At 36.8% G+C, this 18,902-nt stretch carries 15 protein-coding genes; 8 read left to right on the top strand and 7 right to left on the bottom strand.

The genetic code is table 11. The features are described 5' to 3' along the window. The first annotated feature begins 154 nt into the window (after positions 1-154). Positions 155-4,669: an EAL domain-containing protein gene (locus I6E69_RS02835; RefSeq protein ID WP_165723369.1), complete on the top strand. Its 4,515-nt coding sequence runs from the start codon at positions 155-157 to the stop codon at positions 4,667-4,669. Positions 4,670-4,738: 69 nt separating this feature from the next. Here I6E69_RS02835 and I6E69_RS02830 read toward each other — a convergent pair whose 3' ends face one another. Further along, a complete protein-coding gene (locus I6E69_RS02830) occupies positions 4,739-5,632 on the bottom strand; it encodes a cation diffusion facilitator family transporter (protein WP_002960617.1) in 894 nt (297 codons plus the stop codon). A gap of 197 nt (positions 5,633-5,829) precedes the next feature. Between I6E69_RS02830 and I6E69_RS02825 the strand changes: the two genes are divergently transcribed. Beyond that, positions 5,830-7,269, top strand: a complete 1,440-nt coding sequence (locus I6E69_RS02825) for a diguanylate cyclase (RefSeq protein WP_165723370.1) — start codon at positions 5,830-5,832, stop codon at positions 7,267-7,269. Positions 7,270-7,507: 238 nt separating this feature from the next. On the opposite strand, the gene I6E69_RS02820 is transcribed toward I6E69_RS02825, so the two are convergent. Further along, positions 7,508-8,380, bottom strand: a complete 873-nt coding sequence (locus I6E69_RS02820; protein ID WP_165723371.1) for an SMP-30/gluconolactonase/LRE family protein — start codon at positions 8,378-8,380, stop codon at positions 7,508-7,510. 167 nt (positions 8,381-8,547) lie between these two features. Between I6E69_RS02820 and I6E69_RS02815 the strand changes: the two genes are divergently transcribed. After that, positions 8,548-9,384, top strand: coding sequence for a patatin family protein (locus I6E69_RS02815; protein WP_165723372.1), 837 nt, complete (start codon positions 8,548-8,550; stop codon positions 9,382-9,384). An 8-nt stretch (positions 9,385-9,392) separates the two neighbouring features. Here the strand turns inward: I6E69_RS02815 and I6E69_RS02810 are convergent, their stop codons facing one another. Genes I6E69_RS02810 through I6E69_RS02800 form a run of 3 tightly spaced genes read right to left on the bottom strand, consistent with a single transcriptional unit; the run spans position 9,393 to position 11,514 of the window. Next, on the bottom strand, positions 9,393-9,638 hold the full coding sequence (locus I6E69_RS02810) for a hypothetical protein (RefSeq protein WP_165723373.1): 246 nt from the start codon (positions 9,636-9,638) through the stop codon (positions 9,393-9,395). Beyond that, positions 9,635-11,230, bottom strand: a complete 1,596-nt coding sequence (locus I6E69_RS02805) for a PepSY domain-containing protein (protein ID WP_182753073.1) — start codon at positions 11,228-11,230, stop codon at positions 9,635-9,637. Before I6E69_RS02805 ends, I6E69_RS02810 begins: the two co-directional genes overlap by 4 nt. After that, positions 11,227-11,514 (bottom strand): hypothetical protein, encoded by a 288-nt coding sequence (locus tag I6E69_RS02800; protein WP_165723374.1) that lies wholly within the window; start codon positions 11,512-11,514, stop codon positions 11,227-11,229. The genes I6E69_RS02805 and I6E69_RS02800 overlap by 4 nt, the downstream gene beginning before the upstream one ends. 236 nt (positions 11,515-11,750) lie before the next feature. Here I6E69_RS02800 and I6E69_RS02795 point away from each other — a divergent pair, with 236 nt between their 5' ends. From I6E69_RS02795 to I6E69_RS02785, 3 genes are all read left to right on the top strand, one after another. Continuing rightward, entirely contained in the window at positions 11,751-12,521 is a 771-nt protein-coding gene (locus tag I6E69_RS02795) for an undecaprenyl-diphosphate phosphatase (protein WP_165723375.1), read from the top strand. Positions 12,522-12,530: 9 nt separating this feature from the next. Then, positions 12,531-12,752 carry a hypothetical protein gene (locus I6E69_RS02790; RefSeq protein ID WP_007581825.1) on the top strand — a complete coding sequence of 74 codons (222 nt, stop codon included), beginning with the start codon at positions 12,531-12,533 and terminating at the stop codon, positions 12,750-12,752. Positions 12,753-12,979: 227 nt separating this feature from the next. Beyond that, complete coding sequence (locus I6E69_RS02785) at positions 12,980-15,001, top strand: ATP-binding protein (protein WP_024605668.1); 2,022 nt, start codon at positions 12,980-12,982, stop codon at positions 14,999-15,001. A gap of 429 nt (positions 15,002-15,430) precedes the next feature. On the opposite strand, the gene ahpF is transcribed toward I6E69_RS02785, so the two are convergent. Continuing rightward, the gene (gene ahpF, locus I6E69_RS02780; protein WP_165723376.1) at positions 15,431-17,005 is read right to left on the bottom strand and encodes an alkyl hydroperoxide reductase subunit F; all 1,575 of its coding nucleotides are present in this window, start codon (positions 17,003-17,005) and stop codon (positions 15,431-15,433) included. A gap of 154 nt (positions 17,006-17,159) precedes the next feature. Beyond that, the gene (gene ahpC / locus I6E69_RS02775) at positions 17,160-17,729 is read right to left on the bottom strand and encodes an alkyl hydroperoxide reductase subunit C (RefSeq protein WP_002960601.1); all 570 of its coding nucleotides are present in this window, start codon (positions 17,727-17,729) and stop codon (positions 17,160-17,162) included. Positions 17,730-18,010: 281 nt separating this feature from the next. Between ahpC and I6E69_RS02770 the strand changes: the two genes are divergently transcribed. Further along, positions 18,011-18,430: a DUF3429 domain-containing protein gene (locus I6E69_RS02770; protein ID WP_149593146.1), complete on the top strand. Its 420-nt coding sequence runs from the start codon at positions 18,011-18,013 to the stop codon at positions 18,428-18,430. A 67-nt stretch (positions 18,431-18,497) separates the two neighbouring features. Further along, positions 18,498-18,899: a hypothetical protein gene (locus I6E69_RS02765; RefSeq protein ID WP_165723377.1), complete on the top strand. Its 402-nt coding sequence runs from the start codon at positions 18,498-18,500 to the stop codon at positions 18,897-18,899. Positions 18,900-18,902 lie beyond the last annotated feature (3 nt).

Genomic DNA, 18,902 nt, shown 5'->3' with positions numbered 1-18,902 from the left:
ATAAGCATTTACTATTATCTGTATAGAGTAGCTCACTATTTAAAAATAGAACTTTTAGCGTTATGTATATTATTTGTAATTAAAAAATAAAAACTTATGCTATATTTACTATCTAGCTAAGCATCATCCTATCTTCCACTGAGAGTGTTTATAAGTGCGTTTGAGCAAATTTTTTTTTCATATCACCATTACTTTTTTACTATGCATCCAAAGCACTTTTGCATCACAAAACTATGCTCAGCAATTACAACGAATTTCTACTGACGAAGGCCTATCGCAAAGTTACGTTTTGCAGACTCAAGAGGATGATATTGGTTATATTTGGATAGCAACCCAACAGGGTTTAAATCGTTTTGATGGATATAATGTAAAAACTTTTAGTGGCGGCTTTGGCCTGGATAAACACTATATTTATGCATTATTTAAAGCCGAAGACGGAAAAATCATTGTCTCAACAGATCTTTCTGGTGCCTATATAATAGATCCCCTCACTTTAAAAACCGAAAAAATCTATTCTGGTCAAATAGATAAAGAACAAAAAATGTTCTCTCCGATCTCTGCAATGACTCAGCAACAAAACACTTTTTATTTCGCCATAGATGCTCAAATATATACATTTGATGAGACGAGTAAACACTTTACATTTAAGCTAACCCTACCAAATAAAGGTGACTACATTCGGTCATTAACAATATATAAAAACACTTTATATATTGGTACAAATGATGGTTTATACACTGCAAATATAGATAATTCAGAACTTGTAAAAATACCTCTTCATCCCCCTGAAAAAAATACGATAGATAATGTAAACGTCAAATTCTTAAGTATTGATAATGAATTAGGATTACTTGTTGGTACTGTTGAAGGCATGTATCAATTAGCATTCGATAATACCAAAAATATATCTGCAGCAAATATTACAACTTTAATCCCTGATTATAATATATGGGATTATGCCAATACTGTTTACGGGGAGTTTGTAGCAACCGAAAGTGGATTGTTCAGTTATCACCGCGAAACCAAAGAACTAGAATTCGTATTAAATTATGAAAAAAGTAAGTTTAATATTAATGAAAACTCAATAAACGATCTAATGGTTGATAAGTCCGGCGTACTTTGGCTCGCATCTAGAACCCAGGGCGTGTTTACATGGCCAATTATAACCCGACGGTTTAAACACATTACTTTACCCGGTAACAATACTATTCATGCCACCTACCAAGACAAAAATAATATTATTTGGTTAGGAACAGAAGATGGAATTGCACGGTACGACAAAACAACAAATAAAAGTGATGTATATCTGAGCTCAACCGACTCAAAAGCAATATACGGGGCATCTGCCGTTTATGATATTTTTGCGTCTTCAATTGGTGATAATCAATTCCTTTGGCTTGTTACTTTCGATGGTTTTAAACTGTTTGATAAACAAACGGGTAAAATTATTGAAAATAAAGACACAGAAAAAAATGTAATTAACCAATCCAACTTATTTGGCTTTGCCCAGTTATCTGCAGACACATATGCATTTATGTCGAATGATAATTTTTATGTTTTTAATGAAACAACAGGAAAAACAAGAATTATTAAGGGGCTCAAAGAGCAAGTCGATCCTTTATTTTCTTACGCTTTTTATAAACACCTCGACACACATCCTGAAGAGTTTGTACTTGGCACATCAAAAAGCTTCCTTAGGTACAACGAAAAAACGAAAACTTTAACGACTATATTTCAGTCTTTTAATCCTAAAGAAGATATTTTTTACACTGTAGAAAACTTTTACTTAGACTCAAAACGAAACATTTTATGGTTAGCAACCACTCACGAAGGTTTGCTCGGCGTTGACCCCGTTACTTATGAAAGAAAGCACTATATAGGATTAAAAAATTCGTTTAATACTGATTCTATCTATTCACTACTTCCCGATAAAAACGGCTTTTTATGGGCAAGTACCGACAATGGTCTGTATCAAATAGACCTAGATACTCTCAATGTAGTGAGTTTTTCAGTAAAAGACGGTTTGAATATAAACCAATTTACACCAATAGCGGCAGCAACACTAAGCGATGGCAGGCTTATATTCGGTAGCAATGCTGGAGCCTTACTTCTTGACCCGATAGACTTTAATGAAAAAGAACAACTACAAAAAAGTAATCTAGCCATTACTGATATTAGCCTCCTTACTAGGGAACTCAATTACAACCCTCATAAATACCTTAGCAAACCACTTGAATTAAATTATGAAGACATGGGATTGACGGTTAGCTTTTCTAACTTCTCTTACCCTAATATTGATAAAGCATATTATAAAGTAATCCTTTCAGGGCCTACGTCTCTTACATATGAAGATTTACAATCTAATCAAGTGTTTTTCACAAAGCTTCAACCTGGTAATTACTCACTAAAAATATCAGCACATAATCGTGATGGTATTATTACAAGCGAGCCTACAACACTTAATATCAACGTGGCGTATGCTCCTTGGAAATCGCCCATTGCTATAGCCACCTACATTATTTTAATTCTTGGGGTGTTATTTTTTATTTTTTGGCAGTATCGCAGCCGCCGAGTAGCAATTGAACAAGCCCATAGAGCGACTATTCATTCGCAAAAGCAAACAGAACTCGCGCTTAAAAATAATAAAAGCGGCGTATGGGATTATAACTTTAAAGACGCTTCCGTAAATACGCTCAGAGGAAGTGAATTAGGCTATACAGACTTACCTGAACGCGTGCATATAGATCAATTTTTAGCGATTATACACCCAGACGATCGACGTCGTTTTGAAAACCAATGGGAAAACTACTTCAAGTACAAAAAACAACAAAACTGGCAAGCAACTTACCGTTTACAGCATAAAAATGGCCATTGGCTCTGGTATCAAGATACAGGGCAAGTTATATACGATCCTCAAACAAATGAGCCGCTATATGTTTCTGGCATATATACCAATATCACCGAGCAACGAGCTAATGAGCAACAAGCAAAAATTTTAGGTGAAGCGTTTAGCCAAATAAACGATTGGTTACTTATACTCGATAAGCGTTTAATGCCATTTTCTGCGAACAATAGTTTTATTGAAACATTTTCAAACGAGCAAACGGCCACCCAAATTAGCCCTAAATTGTTTATTAAAGCAATTGGTAAAGATAAGTGCAGAGAGTTTGCTAGTATTTTAAAAAAATTAAAACCAACTGAAAACTGGCAAAGTGATGTTTATATAAGAACAGCAAGAAATAACGAACACCCAATACATATAAGTGCCACAGCTGTAACAAAAGACACTGCAAGTTACTATGTGATTGTTATTACAGATTTAACTGAACAAAAACGTGCTGAAAACGAACTGCGCTATTTGGCTAATTTTGACCCTCTAACACATCTACCTAATCGTAGTTTAATGTATCAAAACATTGAAAAGGCGATTAAATATGCCGATAAAAACAATACCCAATGCGCATTATTATTTATTGATTTAGATAAGTTCAAACCTGTTAATGACTCTTTTGGTCATGCAGTAGGTGACAAGCTTTTATGTAATATCACCCAAAGAGTAAGCGGCATGCTTAGCGAGGACGCTATACTTGGCCGCCAAAGTGGTGATGAATTTTTAGTGCTGATTCAAAATATAAAATCACTCCAATCTCTTCGCGATACCGTAAGAAAAATTAGTAATGAATTAGCTAATAAAGTAATTATTGAAGACTTCTCTATTAATATTTCAGCAAGTATTGGCGTAGCTCTGTACCCATTCGATGCTATAACCACAGATATACTCATCCGTAATGCCGATGTTGCAATGATGCACGCTAAGCAAGGCGGGAGAAACGACTTTAAGTTTTTTAGCGATGAAATGAATGAGCTAATAAAACAAAAATTACTGCTTGAAAATGATTTAAAAGATGCAGTAAAAGACAACCGATTTTTTAATCACTACCAGCCTATTATCGACATAGAAGAGAAAACAATAAATGGCGTGGAGTTACTCATGCGCTGGAAAAATGAAGGCCAGTTAATATCTCCAGCTCTTTTTATTCCTGTAGCTGAGGAAACCGGTTTAATAGAACTTCTTACTGAGCAAGCCTTGCACCGTTCACTAATTGAACTTGCACCTATACTCAGCGAAAACCCGTTGTTTTATATATCTTTAAACTTATCGCCTAAACACATTTTAAAAACAAACATAACACAGCGGTTAATGGCTATATTAGCGGACTCTCAAGTTCATCCAAGACAATTAAGGCTCGAAATAACAGAGAGTATTTTATTAGAAGATAAGCTTAAAGCAGCCAAACAGCTGCAAAACCTAAAAGCTGCTGGGTTTAAATTACTGCTTGACGATTTTGGTACAGGATACTCATCACTCACCTACTTAAGCCAATTCCCTATTAATGTTATTAAGATAGATCAAAGCTTTGTAAATAGTATTGGTATAGATAAGGGAGATGAATCAATTATTAAAACTATTTTTTCATTGGCAGAAAACTTAGATCTATACTGCATTGCAGAAGGAGTAGAAACGCGCGAACAGATGCTCTTTTTAGCCGAGGTTGGCTGCCATGTATTACAGGGTTATTACTTTGCAAAACCAATGAATGCTAAAGACTTACGTAAAAGCGATTGTTTTAGCAATATCATTGATTTGATTAGATTTGATTTGATTTGATTTGATTTGATTTGAAACATTAAAAGCGTGCTAATCATTATTACACGCTTTTATATTAATTAGATGCTATTAATGGATATGATGGCATTCATGGCTTTCGATTTGTAATACACTATTACGTACATTAAATTTTTCGGCTAATAATTGCTCTACCTTCATACGACACGCTTCATCATGTTTTTCAATCGTACAATGTTGTTTAAGGACAACGTGTGCGCCTACTACAATACCATTATACTTGCGCGTTACAGTGACGTTATGGACATTATGAACATGTTCCATATCTGTAATTTTACTTTCAATATCAGTAACTTTAGGAAGTTTCGCTTTATTTAGGCGTAAACCTTTTATACAACTAATTATGACCTTAATACCGGTGAATAATACGAAAGAAGCAATTAACATACTCGATAAAATATCGATTACAACCCAGCCTGTGAAATATATAAGAATACCGGCAACAAATGTCGATACGGTAGAAATCAGATCAAAGAATGAGTGTAAAAATACCGCGTACACATTAATACTCGCTTTGCGGCCTTTATATAAAACCCATGCAGCAGCCCCATGAAATAAAAAACCAATAGCAGCAATAACCGACATTAAATAACTATTGATAGCCAGCTCATTTCCTTCATGTTGGTGTATATAGCGCTCACCACCTTCATACAAAATAATTAAACTGATTGCTAGGTATAAAAACCCGTTCACTAGGCCACCAAAAAGCTCTGCTCGTTGATGGCCATCGTTATAGGTTTTGGCAAAATGAATAGCGAGACTTGATGCTATCAGTGCGATGAATAACGAGCTATTGTGAACAAACAAATGCCCCGCATCAGCAAGAACAGCAAGCGAATTAGAATAATAAGCACCTATAACCTGAATTACCATAAACGAACACGTAATTGCTAGCGCAATGAGTAACCGACGACGAGAAGCTTGGTGTGTAGTGATTTCTGTCATGAAATGCTTGAATAACCTATACTTAAAGTGCAAATAAGCCAAAGATGGCTTAGAGTAGAAATGGGTAATGATATACAGTATCAATTATAATACGTACTGCCCGCAAACGCACTAAAAACTTAGTAAATCAAAAAAAATGTGCTAATAGTTAGTAAAGAAAAAGAATTTAATTATGGCTTGGACACATGGAGAGTTGAGTGAGTAATAACCTATCAGAAGAAGCATGGCAAAACTTGGAGTTATTGCCGTTTTGTGTATTACTTTATGATGCAAATGAAGATATATTTAAAGTTAACAGCCAGGCACAGGACTTGTTTGACTTAAAAGACCAATCACATTTTTATAAAACTGATTTTTCACACATCACTTTAACCAATCATCACAGTAAAAAAAATCTGTTGATCGAGGAGCTATTCTTTGATTATTTTACGGCAAATAACCAATGCCAGTTTATTTTATCGAAACAATCATCCAAATTGCTACTCAACGTAAAATTTGCAAATTTACCTAATTCAAACTCCATTATTATTATCGATATATTAAATAACAACGTGGATGAACAATATGATTTTGATAATATTATATCGAACATCTCAACTGACTTAATTGATATTCAAAATGACGATGTTGATAAGCATATCAACTATGCATTAAAAGCAGTCGGTACGGTTTGCAATGCCGATAGGAGTTATCTTTTTAAGTTTTCCGATGATGGTAAAACTATTAATAACACTCACGAATGGGTCAATGATGGTATCAAAGCTTTTAAAGACGACTTACAAAACCTTTTAAAAAGCGACCTCCCTTATTTTTTTAGTTCGATGGCCCGTACCCACTTATTCAGAGTGAATGATGTAACGTTGCTCCCCATTCAAGCAATGAGCGAAAAAACGATTTTCCAGCGACAAGAAATAAAATCGGTACTTTGCATTGGATTACGTTATGACAAAGAACTGGTTGGCTTTATTGGCTGTGATTGTGTTGTTCAAAAGCGAGATTGGACAGATTTAGACCTTATTCGCCTAAGGTTAGTAGGTGAAATGCTTGCTAATGCTTTCAAAAATTTAAATTATAAGCAAGAGCTTCAACAAACTCAGCAGCAACTCATTAACGCCAACCAAAAACTCAATAAACAAGTCAATACTGATGGCCTTACAAACATTGCTAATAGACGCTGTTTTGATCAGACTTTAAAATGCGAAATTAAGCGCTGTGCACGTAATAAGGAACCCATTAGTTTAATTATGTGTGATATTGATTTTTTTAAGCGTTATAACGATAACTATGGGCATCAGCTTGGCGATGAAGTGCTAAAGCGAGTGGCCAAAGCGCTACACAATATTTGTAAACGCGAAGGTGATCTAGCAGCTCGTTTCGGGGGTGAAGAATTTGCGATAGTTTTACCTGCAGTCGACACAGAACACTGTCAAAGGTTTGCTGTTCTTATTCAGGAAAAAATCGCAGAACTCGCAATTGAACATAACTTTTCAACTGTCAGTAAATACCTCACTTTAAGCATTGGGTTTTATAGTTTCATACCCAATCACAAAACAAAACCCAAAGAGGTTATAACTAACGCCGACATAGCCCTTTATAACGCAAAAGAAACAGGTAGAAATAAAATAGCTAGTTTTTAAAAACCGACTAAGGTGGCTCACTGCAGTGAGTTTTAGTGGTTTAAAGTTTGCTGTAGTGATAATCCATACACCTGAAATTATAAACAATACAACTACTCAGTGATTTACGCGTAGTAAGCTAAGTAAGGCGTTGAAAGTGAGCAACCAATTATCGCCAGTACTGAGGTTTTAGTAACTAAAAAAGAAGTGGTATTATGTGGGTTACGCCTAAAAGCTAATCATCACTGAAAATTACAAGTTACAGTAAAACGGGCGGCTCAAACTGCCCTTTTTTTATACCGGAGATCTGAAATACAGCGCCTTGTTCACCAACAGTATTATTAATCGCTTCATCAAATGCCGATGTTACAAGTAGCAACTCAGCATTTTCACCACCGAAGGCGGTGCACGTCGGTTTTAATGCACAAAGCTCTATTGTTTTAATTAGCTCACCGCTTGGGGATAAACACATAACACATCCCATTCCCCAAACAGCTAGCCACAAATTGCCTAATTTATCGGTTACGCAGCCATCGGGGTCAACATCAGTATTATTAAATTGATAAAAAACACGTGGCTCAGCGCAAGGCTCACCAGTTTTCTCATCCAAATCTAATACATAAATGCAACTAGTTAAAGAGTCGCAGTAATAACCGCGTAAACGGGACTTATCAAAACACAATCCATTTGGGATACTCAAACCACTTACAACGGCTTTAAGCTGGTTTTTATAATAACGGTATATTATACCATCCCCTTTTTTAGCATTTACATCCATTGTACTTAACCAAAAGCCACCCCATGGATCAGCACGGCCGTCGTTTGAACGTCGATTTAGCTGTGTATTTTCAATACTAAGGATAAGATGGCGAGTGCTTGAATTAATATGGTATTTGTATATACCAGTACTTGTCCCTAGCAATAAGTGCTGCTCATCAATCCACGCTATTGCACTGAGCGTATCGGGCATATTCACGGTTTTTAGTTGGCTTTCGCTGTGTATATTTTTGCTTAAAAGTAATTTTTTATTTATATCGACCCAAAAAAAAGTGTTCAGCATAGGATGCCAAAGAGGACTTTCTGCAAGCTGACTCTGTGTGCTTTCAAAAATGGTTACGCTAGGATCAAACATAAGTAGTTATTCTTTATTATTAACAAAGCCTTGTAATACTAAACCTTACCAGAAAGCAGTGAGTTTCGCGATGTGTACCCGGCTTTAATTTTTTATCATCTTCAGTAATCTCTATCGCATTTTTTAGACTGAGTTGATAACATCAAATTTCATAAAAAGGATTGGCCATGAACAACAATAATAAAAACACACTCGTCGTTGAAGGCGGTGCAATGCGCGGTATATTTGCCGCTGGTGTGCTTGATGAGTTTTTAAAACAGCAATACCAGCCATTTGAACGCTATTTTGGTGTTTCAGCCGGAGCAACTAATATAGCCGCATTTTTATGCAAACAACCGATGCGAAATTATAAAGTGATTACCGACTATTCATGCCGTCCTGAATTTATTAATTTAGCGCGCTTTATTAAAGGTGGTCATTTATTTGATTTAGATTGGTTATGGCAAGAAACAATTCGCGAAATACGCCTTCATACAGAGGTATTCGAACAAACTCCACAAGAGTTTTATATTGTATCTACGGCAATCGAATCAGGCAAAGCACACTATTTAAAAGCCACCAGCGCCGATATGGTGCATCAATTAAAAGCATCATGCGCTATACCCATTGCATATCGTGACTACCCTATTATTAATGACATAGCGATGACCGATGGCGGTGTTGCTGATTCAATTCCGGTTATAAAAGCTTACGAAATGGGTGCACGCGAAATCACCGTTATTTTGTCTCAATGTTTAGGCTATCGTAAAAAACCAAGTAAGGCACCTTGGCTTACTAAAAAAATGTATAAAAACTATCCTGCATTAGTTCAAGCGACCTTAGATAGGGCTGATTTTTATAATAAGTCTATCGATTTTATTATGAATCCACCAAATGACTGCAAAATCAATATTATTGCTCCACCAGCTAATTTTAAAGTTGGCCGAACCACTAAAAAGTTTGAAATACTTAATAGTGGTTACAATATGGGAGTTGATGCTGCTAAGGCCTTTTTAGCTAAATAACTGCATTTTTACCCTAATAATTGCGGCGCTTTACCCGCAATAACTGCAGTTAGTAACCCTGCTAACATAGCTCCTACAACGGTGCATATTGCACCGCCTAAAATACCATAAACACTCATAAAGCATATCAGCGCTAAACTAAATAGCAGTGTACATAAAAAAGCTTTAGTGGGTATTGTGAGTGTGTTTTTGCGTATATTAAGCATCATTAATAATAGACTTACCATGGCAATTATAATTAGTAGTTCGTTCATGCGGGTTGTACCTCTGCTTGTAATTTTTGTGTGTTTTTTATTTTTAAGGCACCAAAAATACACGCGATACCCACCACCATAAAACTTATATCTACTATCGCGACAAGCGAGCTATTAAGGTTAATAACATTACTCACGCCAAATATAATATTGAGCGGCAGCACCAAAGCAAGCGAAGCGCCGCATAGCAAAAGAGTCAGCTTAAAATAGTTTTTATAACCTATAGGCAATACACTTAAGAGTAACCATGCCAACCACGTATAAAAAAACACGGGTCCAAAAAAGCTATTTTGCGCCACACCAATAACGGTATAATTAAGTACAACTTGCAAAGGAAATAACACAAAGCTTGCTAATACCAAGCCTCCACAACTACCAATAATAAAACGATTCCAGCGTGCATATGCCTGCACACTCAGCGACGGGCTACTGCCACGTGTACGCTTTGCTAGCCACATCATCATGCCCGAAATAGGTAAAAGCGCAGTACTTAAGCCAAGCAATACCCAAAGTAATTTTACAAACACCCCTGCAAAGTTCCCAAAGTGCAGCGGAAACATCAACTCAATTACTTTTATCGAAACACCTGAAATATCACCAAAACTACTCATCGACTGCACAAACTCACCATTGCCTTTATAATGCAGTAATTGAGAAGCAACAGCCTCGCCACCTAACAAACGCAAATACACCTGCGCATTCGCATCGTTATGCGCCATTATTGTGACATCCCTAATTATTGCTTCAGGGTAACGACTATGAGCATTGTCTAAAATAGTGTCTATTTTTGTAGGTTGCTTAATGTGGCTAACTACCGGCTCAGGAATAGCGGTAAACGTTTCTATTAACTTATCTTGATCGCCACCAAAGCTCACAAACGCAGCTGCTGGTAATAAAATAACGGTCGCAAGCCCTAAAAATGATCCTGTAAAACCAATTACAATATTAAATACGCTGCCCCAAATACCTATGACCTTATGAGCATCGCTTACTGCAATATCTAATCCTTTATCTCGCCTAAACGTAAAGAGCTCTTTTATCAATTTACGATGAATAAACAAGCCTGTCACTGCACTTACTAAAAGTGTTAAACCTAAAAAACCAGTGAGTATTAACCCAATTGGTCGCCCTAAATGCAAATCTGCATGAAACTCACCTATATAAGTTGGCGCATCCGTTTTTTTATTAGCGTAAAATTCTTTACTAGGACCATAGTAAGTATTTTCCAGCGCCAATGTATTGGGATGAAATTGAAATACTCTGGCCACCTCTTGGTCATAGTTTTCATCGCCATGGTGGGATTCAAATACCAACGTTAATAAATGAAAGTTATGTCCACTTGGTAAAAACACATGAATGTTTTCACCAAATTCACTAGGCACCTGTTTATGGTATTCGTTTACTAGTCGATTAATTTGCGCGCTGGCAACGTGTTGACTAGATTGTAGCTCTGGATTTGCCCATATTTTTAACTCAGGTCGCGACAGCACTGCTAACGCCCCACTAAATGCAACAATAAATAGCAGTACAGCAGTAATAATTCCTACCCAGCTATGTAATAAAAATAGCTTTTTTAAAGTAATCGACTTCATCCCTGCCCCTGCGTTAACGCCCAAAAACTCAATAAACCATGTAATACACACAGTGCAAACATTACAACAAACGGTTGCCATACCTTTTGCGCCAAATACGCATAAATAAACAACGCAGTCCAAATAACAGGAAAGAGTAAAATAGGCAGTAATATTTGTTCATTCATTTGAAATGGTAAATAGGTTGTCATACCCGGAATCATTATTACCGCTGTAACTAGCGCTAAAACACACGCAATTAAGTGCCTTCTCCGTGTAGCTGTAAACGTTTTTTTATTATTCATTATTCGCTCAATAAATTTGCCCAAACATATACAAAACAGCATATGCAAATGATAACAATTACTATTATATTGTGCATTTATCGCTTAATGCAATTTATTAAACAAATTAAGTCTAATAACACTGTTGGTTTGCCTTAAGAGCTTTTATGCTACGCCTCGCAATTTAGGTACGCAGTAATGCGTCATTTCAGTTAAGCCGAGTTCGGGCTTTTTAATTTTTCAGGAAGCAGTAAACCGTGGATATAATTAACGCGATTATTTTAGGTATTATTGAAGGTATAACAGAATTTTTACCCATATCATCAACTGGGCACTTAATTGTAGCGTCAAAGTGGCTAGGCATTGAATCAACAGACGCTAACCTCGCCTTCGAAGTCATTATCCAACTTGCCGCCATTTTAGCGGTACTAGCCAACTATAAAGATAAGTTTAGCCCTAAACATTTCAATTTATGGGTGAAAGTTGCCATTGCATTTATTCCTTTGGGTATTATTGGTTTTATATTTAGTGATGTAATAAAAACACTGTTTAGCGTACCAGTAGTAGGTGTTATGTTTATTGTAGGCGGTGTGATTTTTTTACTATTAGAGCGCAATTATAAAGAGACTCACTGCACAACTACCGATGTAACCCAAGTTACTTATAAACAAGCTCTTTGGATTGGCGTAGCACAAGTATTTGCGTTAATTCCAGGGACTAGTCGTGCTGGAAGTTCTATTGTTGGTGCCATGCTGTGTGGTTTAAACCGAAAAGCCAGCGCTGAATTTTCATTTTTACTTGGTTTACCTGTACTTGCAGCAGCCTCAGGATATGACTTACTTAAACATTACCAACTGTTTAGCTTAGATGACCTAACTGCCCTTGCTGTGGGTTTTTTAACGTCTTTTATAGTCGCTTATTTTACTATTAAACTATTCATACGCTTTCTAGAAAATTTCACTTTTGTTAGTTTTGGTCTTTACCGAATCGTATTTGGTGTTATTTTATTAGCTATAGCCTACACATAAGAGAATATTATGAGCGAAAAAATAAACGAAGAAGCACTCCACGCCCTAAAAATAGCTTTTACTTACATGCCTAAAGCGATTGAAGTAACAAAGTATGAATATGGCGAGCGCTACCAAAGCGTACTTGATCACATTGAAGCTGTACGTGAAACACTGCTTATTAACGATGTTGACCCAGAGGAAGTAGGCGGCGATATCAACCCGCAATATACCCCAAATTCAACGTATTAAAAGTATACCGCTGAGTATTATATGCTCGGCGGCATGTTGCACTATAAACTAGCACTATTAATAAACCACTAACTTAGTTCATAAAAACATAAGGTTATATAATTTAATACGTATCAACTTTAGTTATTAGTAATTAAAACTGCTAAACTGGATTTTAAACTAATACCAATGCCCTAATTGGCCTATGTATTATATAAATTGAACAAAAGCTTACGGGGTGTTTTCTTTTGAATTTTTTACGATGTTTTCACGATATAGTTTCTAATCAATCTCTTGATTTTGAAAATAAAATTAATAAGCTCTTAGTGTTTGGGTTAGAAGTATTTGACCTTGAGCTAGGTATTATTAGTAAAGTAGATAAAAACAGCTACACCGTTTTATATGCCAAAACCCCTGACAACTCACTTTTACCCGGTACCGTGTTTGAATTACAAGGCACCTATTGCGTACATACGCTCGCTGCTGGCTCTGCACTTGCCTTTCATAAAGCATCTCAAAGTGCAATTGCAAACCACCCCTGTTATATAAACTTTCAGTTAGAGTCTTATATTGGCGCGCCAATAAAAATTGGTGATAAAATATTTGGCACCGTTAACTTTTCATCCGCAAAAGACTCCCTCGCTTTTAACGATGATGCTTATGACTACATCGAATTATTTGCACAATGGCTTGGATCGGAATTTGCTCGCACCCAAGCTAAAGAACAACTCATAAAAAATAGTAATACTTTATTAAAGTTAGAGCACATTGCAAATATAGGCACGTGGGAAGTTGATCTAATCTCCGATAAAATTACCTGGAGTGAGCAAACCTACCTCATACATGAGGTGGATGAACAATTTCAACCGCAAATGAATTCTGCAATCGAGTTTTATAAAGAAGGCCCAAGTCGTGAAGGCATTACTCGCGCGGTAGAATTAGCCATAGAAAAAGGCAAAAAATGGAATTTAGAACTAGAAGTAGTAACCGCTAAAAATAAACACTTATGGGTGGCTACCTTTGGTGAGGCCGAATTTGATGAAGGCCGATGCGTGCGGTTATTTGGCACCTGCCAAGATGTAACCGAATCAGTAATGCTACGAGAAGAGCTTAAACAAAAGCAAGCTCAAGCAGAGCGCCTACTTGAAGACAGAAGCATGCTATTTGCTAAAATCAGCCACGAATTAAGAACCCCACTCAATGGTATTACAGGTATGCTTACAACATTAGTCGACGAGCATAGTGAAGAAGTGCGTGCCGAAAAAATTAAAATCGCACTTAGAAGCGCCGATATTTTACTCAGTATAATTAACGAAGTTCTCGATTTTTCTAAAATTAATCATGGTGAGCTAAAGCTTGAACCTACTGACTTTTTACTAAAAACAATTTTTACCGATTTAACTTCTTTGTATACACCTCTATTTAAAAACACGCATGTAACGCTACAAGTAAATAATACAATTGATGACAACTGCTGGGCGTTTAGCGACAACACACGCCTTAGCCAAATAACCTCTAACTTACTAAGCAATGCGCTGAAATTTACTGAGAATGGTTCAGTTACACTAAACACAAACCTTTCTAAAATAAAAAATAAGCTAATTTTAAATATTGAAGTGTCTGATACCGGCCGAGGAATGAGTAAAGGCTTTTTAGAATCACTATTTTCTCCTTTTTCTCAAGAAGTAGATGCTAAGAATTCAAAAGGTGGAACAGGCCTTGGCCTTGCAATAGTAAAAGAGCTTGTTGAATATATGGGCGGAAAAATAAAGGTAAAAAGTACACCTAATAAAGGCACTACGTTTTTAGTAAATATTCCTATTGAGAAAGGGACAGAACAAAAACAAGAAAGCCTTAAATCAACGTTAGATATCAACGGCAGTGAACTATCAGTGCTTGTAGTCGATGATAACGACATTAATAGGTTGGTACTTCATGCTTCTTTAGGCAAACTTAATATAAAAGCCGACTCTGCAGTTGATGGCCAAGATGCTGTATTAAAATGTCGCCAAAAGCATTATGACCTTATTTTTATGGACTGCATAATGCCCATACTCGATGGATTTGAGGCAACAAAGCAGCTTAGATCAGAAAACATCTGCTCGCATGAAGAAACCTACATAGTGGCTATAACTGCTAATACTTCATCACAAGACAAACTTGCCTGCAAACAAGCCGGTATGGATATGTTTATATCAAAACCGTTTAAACTACCCATACTTGAAAAAGCGGTTATTAACGCGCTTGAGCATACAGCTAAAGTTAGCTAACCTTTATAGCTAACTGATTGGTTAAATAAGGATATAAAATTAAAAACATAATTAGAACTATATTACTAACAGTACTTATTGTTGCAGTATTTAAAGGCGTTTCCACTGGGCAATGGAGCTCATCAATAACAATAGTTATCGTATCAGGCGTATTGCTGTTAGTTACATTTATCAGTGCTAAGTCATCACGTGGATCATCAGCTTATACTGGCAGTGACTCATCAGTTTCCTCTAGCAGTAACTCATCGCATTCTCATACAAATTGTAGCGGCGGCGATTCTGGCGGTGGGTGCGATTAAATCGTGTGCTAATTCTTAAGTATTAAAAAAGCCGCCTTTGGAGAAGGGCGGCTTGGGTTAACAAACAGCTATGGGTGTAGCCTTGCTGTTATATCAAGAGAGTTTTTACTAAATTTTTTATTAAATAATGTTAAGCAGCACTTTGATCAGCTTCTTCAGAGTGACGAATTAAATAATCAAATGCACCTAAACTTGCTGTTGCACCGCTGCCCATTGCAATAATAATTTGTTTAAACGGAGTATTGGTTGCATCCCCCGCGCCGTAAATTCCTGGTAATGAAGTTGCGCCTTTAGCATCAATCAGTATTTCACCAAATTTACTTAATTCAAGGTCGCTGTCTTTTAACCACTCAGTATTTGGTATTAAGCCTATTTGTACAAATATACCGGCAAGTTCAAGCTCTTTGCTCTCCCCTGTAACTCTATCTGTGTACATTAAGCCAGTTACTTTTTTACCATCACCAAGTACTTCGGTAGTTTGTGCACTTTTGATAATGGTAATATTAGCCATGCTTTTAGCTTTACGAATAAGCACTTCATCAGCACGTAGTGTGTCTGCAAATTCAAGTACCGTAACACTTTGCACAATATTAGCTAAATCGATTGCTGCTTCTATACCTGAATTACCACCGCCAATTACGGCAACAGGTTTACCTTTAAATAAAGGGCCATCACAATGTGGGCAATATGCCACACCATGGCCGCGATATTCTTGCTCCCCTGGTACGTTCATTTCGCGCCAGCGTGCACCAGTTGCAAGTACGAGCGACTTAGCTTTAAGTACTGCGCCATTTTCTAGTGTAATTTCGTAGCCATTGTTATAACCAAGTGCCGCTGCACGCTGATTATGCATTACATCAACATCGTATTCTTTAACGTGCTCTTCAAGCTGAGCAACCAATTTAGGCCCTTCAGTCGCCTTAATCGAAATAAAGTTTTCTATTGCTAATGTATCTGCAACTTGTCCACCAAATCTGTCGGCAACAATACCTGTATTTAAACCTTTTCGTGCTGAGTAAATCGCAGCCGATGCGCCCGCAGGCCCGCCACCAATTACAAGTACATCAAATTTATCTTTTTTACTTAGCGATTCAGCTTGGCGCTGTGCCCCTTTGCTATCTACTTTATTGAGTATATCGGTAAGGCTTAGTGCACCTTGGCTAAATGGTTCGCCATTTAAATACACAGCCGGTACAGCTAAAATATTTCGCTCTTCTACCTCACTTTGAAATAATGCGCCATCAATCATGGTCGCTTTAATATTGCTGTTTGTCGCTGCCATAGTATTAAGTGCTTGGACTACTTGCGGGCACGTTTGGCAACTTAAACTTATGTATACTTCAAAGCTGAGTTCTTGAGTGAGCGATTGTATTTGTTCAATGTCTTCGCTTTTAGCTTTACTTGCGTGTCCGCCAGTATGTAAAAGTGCTAGCACTAAACTTGTGAATTCGTGGCCCATAGGTACGCCTGCAAACGTAATATGGGTATTTTTAATAGGTGAATGTACAACCATTGACGGGCGACGCGCGCTTGTATCTGGGTTGTTCATTACCGTAAATTTATCGCTCAGTGAGGCTAAATCGTTCGCTAAGCTTTCTACTTCTGCTGATTTTTTGCTGTCATCCAAGGCAATAAGCAGCTCAACAGGTTGAGTAAGCGATTCAAAATGGCTTTTTAATTGATTTTTTATGTTGTTATCTAACATGGCTTAACCCTTTTAGGAAAATTTAAACAGCAAGCCTCCCATGCCAAATAATGCATGTGCTTAAACAAGTATATTGATATAGGAGGCACCAACAAACGGATGTTCGTTGATTTAAGGGCAGTTACCTGCCCTTATAGTAGGAATAAATCTATACTTAGATTTTACCGACTAGGTCTAGTGAAGGTGCAAGTGTGTCTTCACCTGGCTGCCAAGATGCAGGGCAAACTTCACCATCGTGAGTTGCAATGTATTGTGCAGCTTGTACTTTACGAACTAGTTCTTTAGCGCTTCGGCCAATTCCTAAATCGTGAGTTTCGATTACTTTAATTTCGCCTTCTGGGTTCATTACAAATGTACCGCGAAGTGCTAAACCTTCTTCTTCAATCATTACACCAAAGCTACGTGTAATACGCCCTGTTGGGTCGCCAATCATTGGGTAAGTAATTTTACCGATAGTGTCTGACGTGTCGTGCCATGCTTTATGAGTAAAATGAGTGTCGGTAGATACTGAGTAAACTTCTACGCCCATTTCTTGAAGTTGTGCATAGTAATCTGCAAGGTCACCTAATTCGGTAGGACATACAAATGTAAAGTCTGCTGGGTAAAAGAAGAAGATTGACCATTTACCTAGAACATCTTTTTCAGACAATTCTACAAAGTCACCGTTGTGGTAAGCGGTTGCATTGAATGGTTGTAATTTTGTATTAATTAATGAAGTGCTCATGGTATTTCCTCATCTGTGTTTATGTATTTTAAAAGTAATCAACGCTTTCGTTTTGAACGACCTTCTGCGTTGGCTTGAGTAGTACAATAAGGCCAATAGGAAATTAAATAAAATTGATTGTTTAGATTAAAACAATCGGTTTTTTGGGTTGAACTATATAATCATTGTTATTGTAAACATCAGTTGAATTGTAAACGCTGGCGAATTATTAAGACCGCTAATCGCAATACTGCTACAATAGCCCCGCTTCAAATAAGTCATTAAATATAAGGCGCACCGTAATGGAAAAATTTGTTAACCATATACAGCTAGGTTATCTAGGCTTAATCCCGTTTTTAGGGTGTGTAGGTTGGCCACTCATGTTTGGCAGTAATAGCCTTAACTTAGAGTTTTTTACTTTTTACAGTATCGCCATTTTAGCATTTATGGCGGGTAACTTATGGCGCGCCGGAGAGCAAAGCTATAGCAATGCAATTAAAGCGGTATTACCTGTTATCCCAGTTCCATTTGTATCATTTTTACCTGTAGAGTGGGCACTGGCTTGGCTAGGTGCTAGTTTTTGGTTAGTACTTATATTTGAAAAAGCCACGCCACAATGGCAAACCTATCATAAAGATTATCAAAAAATGCGCTTTGTACTTACCTCTGTTGTGTTTGTTTGTCACATTCTGACTATTGGTATGAGTATTTACCCTAAATAGCAGCTGTAAACTTAAATATTGCGTGGTAATAAGGTAATATCCGCGCACTGCTATTTGAGGACACACCATGATTGACCAACTACGCCAACAACTCGACGAACTTGGCGAAAACTACGTAGAAAAAAACGCTGCATTTAAAATCAAAGTGATCCCATTTTTTTGTGCTATTCGCATTAAAAAAGATCATAAAAGCGAAGGTCGTTTAAGCTTTTATTCAAGTCAATTACTCGAAATATTATTAGTCGTCTTATTTTTGCTATTCGGTTTAACACTGTACGATACAGATGCAGGGTTCACTCACGGCCCTATTCATATTGCCTTTGCTATTTTAATTACCTTTAATCTTATTATTAAACAAATCGCAATCGAAGGATTAAAAACCAGACTTGCGTTTCATCGTTTACTAGCAAAAGACTCACAAACAAATAGCAATATAAATAATACTGCTACACACATAAACACTAAATAAAAT

This window comes from Pseudoalteromonas sp. NZS100, from assembly GCF_015864815.1.
Taxonomy (GTDB): Bacteria; Pseudomonadota; Gammaproteobacteria; order Enterobacterales; family Alteromonadaceae; genus Pseudoalteromonas; species Pseudoalteromonas distincta.
This window is presented reverse-complemented; position numbering and strand designations above follow the sequence as displayed.

Bases quoted from the DNA above. Each gene is read 5' to 3' on its own strand.
- I6E69_RS02815 (WP_165723372.1), top strand. From the start codon at position 8,548: ATGAACAACAATAATAAAAACACACTCGTCGTTGAAGGCGGTGCAATG.
- I6E69_RS02830 (WP_002960617.1), bottom strand. From the start codon at position 5,632: ATGACAGAAATCACTACACACCAAGCTTCTCGTCGTCGGTTACTCATT.
- I6E69_RS02805 (WP_182753073.1), bottom strand. From the start codon at position 11,230: ATGAAGTCGATTACTTTAAAAAAGCTATTTTTATTACATAGCTGGGTA.
- I6E69_RS02790 (WP_007581825.1), top strand. From the start codon at position 12,531: ATGAGCGAAAAAATAAACGAAGAAGCACTCCACGCCCTAAAAATAGCT.
- I6E69_RS02800 (WP_165723374.1), bottom strand. From the start codon at position 11,514: ATGAATAATAAAAAAACGTTTACAGCTACACGGAGAAGGCACTTAATT.
- I6E69_RS02765 (WP_165723377.1), top strand. From the start codon at position 18,498: ATGATTGACCAACTACGCCAACAACTCGACGAACTTGGCGAAAACTAC.
- I6E69_RS02810 (WP_165723373.1), bottom strand. From the start codon at position 9,638: ATGAACGAACTACTAATTATAATTGCCATGGTAAGTCTATTATTAATG.
- I6E69_RS02820 (WP_165723371.1), bottom strand. From the start codon at position 8,380: ATGTTTGATCCTAGCGTAACCATTTTTGAAAGCACACAGAGTCAGCTT.
- ahpF (WP_165723376.1), bottom strand. From the start codon at position 17,005: ATGTTAGATAACAACATAAAAAATCAATTAAAAAGCCATTTTGAATCG.
- ahpC (WP_002960601.1), bottom strand. From the start codon at position 17,729: ATGAGCACTTCATTAATTAATACAAAATTACAACCATTCAATGCAACC.
- I6E69_RS02770 (WP_149593146.1), top strand. From the start codon at position 18,011: ATGGAAAAATTTGTTAACCATATACAGCTAGGTTATCTAGGCTTAATC.